The 7,121-nt window shown below is 39.9% G+C and carries 5 protein-coding genes; all 5 read right to left on the reverse strand.

What is annotated here, in order from left to right; genetic code table 11:
• A partial coding sequence (locus GNE10_RS29810; RefSeq protein ID WP_185569359.1) for a DUF1565 domain-containing protein occupies positions 1-877 on the reverse strand: 877 nt, incomplete at its 3' end.
• 955 nt (positions 878-1,832) lie between these two features.
• Entirely contained in the window at positions 1,833-4,013 is a 2,181-nt protein-coding gene (locus tag GNE10_RS29815) for a CHASE2 domain-containing serine/threonine-protein kinase (RefSeq protein ID WP_185569354.1), read from the reverse strand.
• 226 nt (positions 4,014-4,239) lie between these two features.
• Positions 4,240-6,324, reverse strand: coding sequence for an FHA domain-containing protein (locus GNE10_RS29820; protein WP_185569356.1), 2,085 nt, complete (start codon positions 6,322-6,324; stop codon positions 4,240-4,242).
• Positions 6,321-6,524: a DUF6760 family protein gene (locus GNE10_RS36450; RefSeq protein WP_311774886.1), complete on the reverse strand. Its 204-nt coding sequence runs from the start codon at positions 6,522-6,524 to the stop codon at positions 6,321-6,323. Before GNE10_RS36450 ends, GNE10_RS29820 begins: the two co-directional genes overlap by 4 nt.
• A complete protein-coding gene (locus GNE10_RS29825; protein ID WP_185569358.1) occupies positions 6,467-6,850 on the reverse strand; it encodes a phage tail assembly protein in 384 nt (127 codons plus the stop codon). Before GNE10_RS29825 ends, GNE10_RS36450 begins: the two co-directional genes overlap by 58 nt.
• Between the last annotated feature and the right edge of the window lie 271 nt (positions 6,851-7,121).

The following is a 7,121-nucleotide window of genomic DNA, read 5'->3' on the forward strand; positions in this document are numbered from 1 at the left end:
CAATTAGTTCTACCAATCCCTTGACAAGGGAAGGATTCAATTGATTACCTACGCAAACAAGCTTTTGTGTACTGACATTGTGTAAATCAAATTCAGAGTTATGGCGAAAAATATTATCACCAGGATCTTCGCTAGTACCTAAATTGGGGACTGCATTACCGTTGACTAATAAACCACCTTGGGTATTTTTAGCAATGAGATTTTGACGCAGCTGGGGATGGGCATTTCGAGAAAGTGCGATCGCTGTGCGATTTTCTGATAATTTGTTATTGGCAATGGTAGGAGCCGCAAAGTCACTAATTACTATTCCCCAAGAATTTCTTTGAAATATATTTCCCAACACTTCGCCCTGGCTATGACCCGCCATCACTAACCCACTGGCAGTATTTTGCACAAATACATTATCCCCAATTGTTGGTTTAGCAGTGCCAGTGACAAACACACCTTCACGTCCACAGTTACTTAAAGTATTGTTGGCTATAGTAGGTGCAGCCGATTCAATCCAGATACCAGTACCTTTTGCTGAAGTATTCGTGACAGTTACACCTAAAATACTGGCATTTTCCAACAACAGCAAGGCAATATTTTGCACTCCAAAACTGGGGCTTTGATACTGACCACTTCCAGAAATTACAATCCCCGCTCCTTTGTTATCTTCATTACCTATAACCTTCACACCTCCACGGATAACTAGAGGAAATACCTCGCCACTAGTCATACTGTAAATACCAGCAGCTAAATGAATGATTGTAGGGATTTTAGTTACTTTTAAAGCACGGGTGAGACTTTTAAACGGACTTAACTTGGAACCGATATTAGTATCATTCCCTGTCATAGGGTTGACATAGAGTGTGAGAACAAGGGTAGAGTTCACCATTGATGATTGAGGGTCAGTTGTTTTAATTATGACAATCATAAATAACACTACTTCTATCAAACTTTGGGAAACTAGTATCGCTGTGTGTACAAAATGTATCCACTTTCCTCTTTCTCGCAAGTAGATAAGCCATAGCAAGGAACTGGAAACTGGGTGAAAAGTCTTGTTATGTCTAGGTTTTATCCTTTATTAATGTCCCCAGCCCTTGGTTTTGCTATATTAGGCTGTTAAACTGTACAGTCTTTATGCTGTTGACATATAGCAAATTGCAACTTTGTAAGGTACAGGTAATTTGAAGGGCGTATGGCGGTACGCCCCCATGTGTATACTTCATTTACCTGAAAAACGCTGTATGACGGTTAACAACCAATACAAAAATATATTCAACACCAAACCTAAGAGCAGCTTAATGCCTACACAAAAGCTATAGACTCTTATGCAACACTCCAAGTTCTCATAAAAAAACCTTGCAAGTTCTGGGAAATGAGCGAATGAAACAGCCCTACTCCCAAATATTCCTGTACTTATACCATTTAAGTTTATAAATGATATAAGTACAATGTTTTAACGTAGACCCACAGCAGCTTGCCGCAGGCTACCGTAAAGACGAGGCAGTGCGTTGGGCGGGTTCCCCGACTTGTTCGCGAAGCGTCTCGTAGAGAAGCAACTGCCGTGCAAAGTACACAAAGGAAGAGAGAAACAAGAGAAGTTGAAAAGTTGATTAACCCATCAAAATTAATGCGATAGACCATTAGTTAGGAGTGGTAAATAAGTTTGTAGTTAGGACTTTAGTCCTTGATTTTTAAGCACTGAAGTGCTTACTACAAACTCATTAAAATTAATGGGATAGACCACTAGTACCACAATAAATTAGAAAAAATAGTAATAAAACTGTTCCCCCAACACTGTTAAGAGTTCCCTACTCCCACCAAAGAATTTTTTGTGCAAACCTTACTTAAATACTTTCGATAACTTTTAGTACTTCTGCTGCTGATTGATATCTTTGAGTAAAGTCGAAATGTGCCATTTTATTTAAAATAACAACTAACTCATTTGTCACCTCAGCTAAATCTCGCCAACTGTGCCAAACATCTGTATTACCATCAGGTTCGGTTTGGATAATAATTTCACCAGTATTTGTATCTCTGCGAAATACTCTTGGGTCTACTCCGGTTAAAGCTTGTATACCCATAATTCCCAATGCATAAATATCGCTGTTTAGTTTTGGTAACCCGCTCATTTGCTCAGAAGGTGCATAACTAGGAGTACCTATAGAAATAGTGTGATTTTCTACTTGTTGGGGGTGAATTTGTTTAACAGCACCAAAGTCAATTAAAACAATGCGCCCATCTGATTCTCGTCTAATTAAGTTACTAGGTTTGATATCTCGATGAATAACACCATAGCTATGAATAAAAGCCAGCACTTGTAAAACTTCTTTGAGTATCTCCACAACTTTAGTTTGTTTGAGTCGCACGCCAGAGGTTAGCTCTTTATCCATAGCGTGACCCTCGACAAATTCTTGCACTAAAGAAAACTGACGTTTTTCTTCAAAAAAAGCCAACAATTGGGGAATCTGTGAATGCTTGCCCAAAATTTCTAAAATTTCGGCTTCAGCGTCAAATAAGCGTCTGACAACATTTAAATATTCTGTATCTTGGCGGGGGGGTCGTAATTGTTTAACTACACACTGGGGATTACCAGGGCGCTTGGTATCAAGAGCTAAATAAGTATTACTAAATCCTCCAGAACCCAAGCGTTCGGTAATTCTATAACGGTTGTTTAGTAGCGTCCCTAATGCAATTTCTTGCCCAATAGAATCAGCAATTACTGTTGGCGCTTCATTGGAAGCATCACCCCGTTGGCGTAAAAGACCTTGTAATTCAATAATTAATTGTTGGTGTTCTTGGACTCGTTGGGTGATTTCTTTTTGTTCTTGTTTGGTTTGATAAGCAGTATAGGCAAGGACACTCCCACCACTAAATACTAAACCCAAAATTGGAGGTATTATTGGTAACCATCCTGCTTGAATAAAAATAATGAAATTACCTACAAATAAAACTGACAAGGCTATTGCTCCTGCCAATCCTAAAGCTAAAGGATGTTGAATTCGCCATACTAATAAACCACCAACTACAGTCCATCCCCAAATCCAAAGAACTTTAGCCCACTCAGGGATAAACCAAAATAAAGGCTGTTGATTCAGAACAACACTGAGAATTTGACTAATACTCTGGGCATGAATTTCAATTCCTGCCATCTTGCCAGAATTATCTGACTTACCACTAGCAAATGGCGTATTTAAAATGTCAAGTAAACTACTTGCTGTGGAACCAACTAAAACAATCCGGCCTTTGACTAAATCTGGTTTAACTTTATCTTCAAGTATCTCTGTAATTGTGACTTGTTGGGCAATTTGATGACCAGAACGATAATTAAGCAAAATTTGGTAGCCGCTGGTATCAGCTTTTTCATAACCACCAGCATTACTTTTTAGGGGTTTAAATACAATATTTCGTAATTTTAATTCCTGATTCGCCGTAAATTCTGGTTGAATACCACCAACTTCTAAATATTTGAGTGCTAGCTGTAAACCAAAGGAATATGTACTTTTACAAGGGTCAGATTCATCCGAACTTACTAATAATAAATTGCGCCGAATAGTAGAATCAGTATCTTCAACAACATCACTAAATCCTACTCGCTCTGGTTCAACACCTTTAGGAGGAGCAATTCCCTGATTTTTAAAACCAGAATGTTTGCATATAGGAATGATGAGATCGCTTTGTTGTAGGCGTTGTAGTAATTTGTCGTGACCAGGCTGTACTGGTAAATCGCGAAAAATATCTAAACCAATAGCTCGTGGTTCGTATTCTTCAAGTTTGCCTAACAGTCGATCTAAAAGTTCACCAGATAGCGGCCAAGTCCATTTTTGGAGATCGTTTTCAGTTAAAGCAACAATCAACAGACGAGAGTCTGGCCCTTGGTCAGTGCGTAATTGCACCATCTGGTCGTAGACTCTCACCTCCAGAGTTTCAAAAACCCCAAGTTTTTGAATACCTACTAGTAAAACTGTAGCGATCGCACTGGACAAAACAACCGGCTGTCTCAATAAACTTTTGAACTTAGCAAACATTTTTTTACATAATTGTTGAGTGTTGACTGTTGAGTGTTGACTAGTGGTTCATCGCATTAGTTACGAGGGGTAAACTCATTCTTGATTTTTCTTTCTTTGCGTTCTTTGCGTCCTTTGCGGTTCGTTTATTAACCCCGCAAAATTAATGAGATAAACCACTAGAGACTGGGGAGTTATTATTCTCCCCTGCCTCCCTTGTCTCCCTCATCTCCCTCCCCACTTACTCCTAACCTGCGACCTCTTTCAAATAATGCACTATCGCTTCTGCGGTTGGTACGTTAGTTGCTAGTAAAACTTGATTAATTGTGCATAATCTCAGCAAGGCTTCTTCATTTGCTTGACCTGGTTGAGGTTGTAGCAAATCTCTCAAGAAAATCACTGCTAAAATTTCTCCTGAACCAACCAATGAAGCAATTGTTTGAAATCCTCCAGAAGTTGGGGCGGGGGTTTGTTGACTAACAGTTATACCAGCTTGTTGATGTAAAACTTCGCTAACTGATGGCCAGGTAATTGTATGACTCTGTGAGAAAAATTCCTGATGCTCAGCTACAAATTCTCCAAGTTCTGATTTCTTGCTTTCGTGAGCAATGAGTACTATGTTTCTTTGAACGATGGCTTTTTCAGGCTCAGTGACATCTATTTGTTCTGCAATTTCCTGAGATTCAGTTGCTTGTGGTTCAGAAACTTCTGCAACAGTTGGAGTGATGATTTCAGGAGCTTCGTTTTCTACTGGCTCGAAAGATGGAATTTCCTCGAAAGTGGAAACTTCATTGACATTCATTGCTTCTGGACTTCTATCACTCAAATCAATATATTGATTGCTGAAAACTTCTGAAACGTTATCATCAGGTGCAGTTAGAACTTCGCTGACTGTTTCATCAACTCTGACTTCATCAGCATCCACAGAATCTACTGGATAAGTTGGAGTATCTAAACTTACTAATTCTTCGTTAGTTTCCTCTATAACTTGGCTGGATGTGTCCTGATGTTGAATGTCTACGTCTTCAGGAACTTGGTTGACTGTTTCATCAACTCTGACTTCATCTACATCTGCAAAATCTACTGGATGAATTGGAGTGTCAAAATTTACTGATTCTTCCTTGTTTTCCTCTATGGCTTGGCTGGATGTATCCTGATGTTCAATCTCTGCGTCTTGATGAATTTCAGCAGTTTCAGGAGTAACATTACTTGTCACTTTCTCAACATCTGCGGTGTCTGTTGTAGTAATTGGTGTCTCTAAATTTACTGGTTGTTCTGGAGTTTCTTCTTCAATAACTCCAGGAACAACATTCTCCTGGGGTACTCGATTGAATATATCACGGGGCTGCACGAAGGTAACTTCTGCTTCGAGTGCGGCTTCCAATTCGGCATCGCGCTCCTCAGTAGTTTGTGAAACATCATCAGCAGTAATATCACGTGGCTGGACAAAGGTGACTTCTGCTTCGAGTGCGGCTTCTAGTTCGTCGTCCCGCTCGTCAGTAGCTTGGGGAACGGCACTTTCGATTTCACGCCGTTGTTGTACAAAAGTAGCTTCTGCTACTAGTGCTGCTTCTAAATCTGTAACTTCTTCCTCAGTAGTTTCCCTTAGTGTAATTTCCTCCTCAGGAGTTTCGATCGCATCTTGAGTTTCATGAGATGCAACTTCGCTGACTTCTGCAAATTCTACGTTATCTAAATTTACGGTATGTTCTTCTTCTACAACTAATGTACGCAAATCTACAATATCATTACGGACATCGTGTGGAATTTCGCTGATAGCTTCTGGTGGCTGGACTATGTTTTCTGGAGTGGTGGCTTCCACAACAGGGATGTCATCATCAGTTTGAGTAGAAGCAACTGCTGAAACTTCGCTAATTGGCGTTGAAACTTCGTTGACTACCTGTGGTAGTGGACTAGCAACATTAGGATTACTGATATTTTCAGGCGATCGCTGTCGAGAAAATAAAGAAGGATCTATAATTCTGAAGACAGTTTCAGGTAATTGCTCAGTCATCGGAGCGATCGCTTCCATAATCAGAACATAATCTGCAATACGGATCACATCTCCATCATTCAAAAGATATGGTCGTTCCTTTTCAGCTTGTTTACCATTAACTATCGAGCCATTTCTACTACCAAGGTCGCTAAAGTAATAAGTGCCGCCTTTGACAAAAAACTTTGCATGTTGCCGACTAACATCAGGGCTGTCCAATACCAAATCAGAAGTAGGAGAGCGACCCACAGTCCATTCTCCCCTCGTTACAGTGTCTATGGTTAGGTCAACTTCATTGATTTCACTAAGAGTTGGTGAATAGCTAACTTTTACTTTCATATTAATTTTTGGTTAATTTTATTGATTTCGGCTACCCAACGCTGACGGGTAGTATGTTCTAAATTTAAAATATCATCTTGTGACCAATGAAAATGATAAGCAACAAAAGCTACCTCCTCATATAAATTATCAGAGGGGTAGCTTATGACTCCCCCGCCAGTTCTAGCTCCACTGAAAATTGAGTATTGCAGTGCGGACATTGTGTCGGAATATGTGCATTACCTTGCTGGTTTATTCGATTGTAAAATTCCCTGAGATAAGCAATATCATGTAACAGCAATCCTTCAAGTAATTCCGGGCTAACAGAATTCAAACTACCCAAGCGAGTAATCACACGTGCAAGCATTACCAACATTCCGTAAGCTGGATTTTCTTGCACTTTACGTTCTTTTTGTACCAAAATTTCATCTTTAGCAGTGGCTAAACGCATTACTCCTTGACGATGTACTCGATTTTCACCATCACTCAAACCTCTAGGGAGAGTGAAAGTAAATTCAGTGCAGAGATTATCCTTTTTACGGGGCATTGCGTCGCTTCGCTCCGAATTCAAAATTCAAAATTCAAAATTCAAAAATACAATCCCCATCATAAATTTTGGGGCTTGTATTCTTATTTTTATTCAGTCATTTAAGCAAACAGGGCATGGGGCATTGGGCATTGGGAGTTAGGAGTGAGGAGTTAGGAGTGAAGAGTTATTCTTCCCCTGCTCCCCATCTCCCCGGGGTGAACGAAATTTTGTGTGGGATTTCTAGCTAAGTATCCAAAAAATTACCCTCCACACTCCCCACACTCCCCAC

This window comes from Nostoc sp. 2RC (assembly GCF_014222165.1).
In the GTDB taxonomy this organism is placed as follows: domain Bacteria; phylum Cyanobacteriota; class Cyanobacteriia; order Cyanobacteriales; family Nostocaceae; genus Nostoc; species Nostoc linckia.

Bases quoted from the DNA above. Each gene is read 5' to 3' on its own strand.
- GNE10_RS29820 (WP_185569356.1), bottom strand. From the start codon at position 6,324: ATGAAAGTAAAAGTTAGCTATTCACCAACTCTTAGTGAAATCAATGAA.
- GNE10_RS29815 (WP_185569354.1), bottom strand. From the start codon at position 4,013: ATGTTTGCTAAGTTCAAAAGTTTATTGAGACAGCCGGTTGTTTTGTCC.
- GNE10_RS36450 (WP_311774886.1), bottom strand. From the start codon at position 6,524: ATGTCCGCACTGCAATACTCAATTTTCAGTGGAGCTAGAACTGGCGGG.
- GNE10_RS29825 (WP_185569358.1), bottom strand. From the start codon at position 6,850: ATGCCCCGTAAAAAGGATAATCTCTGCACTGAATTTACTTTCACTCTC.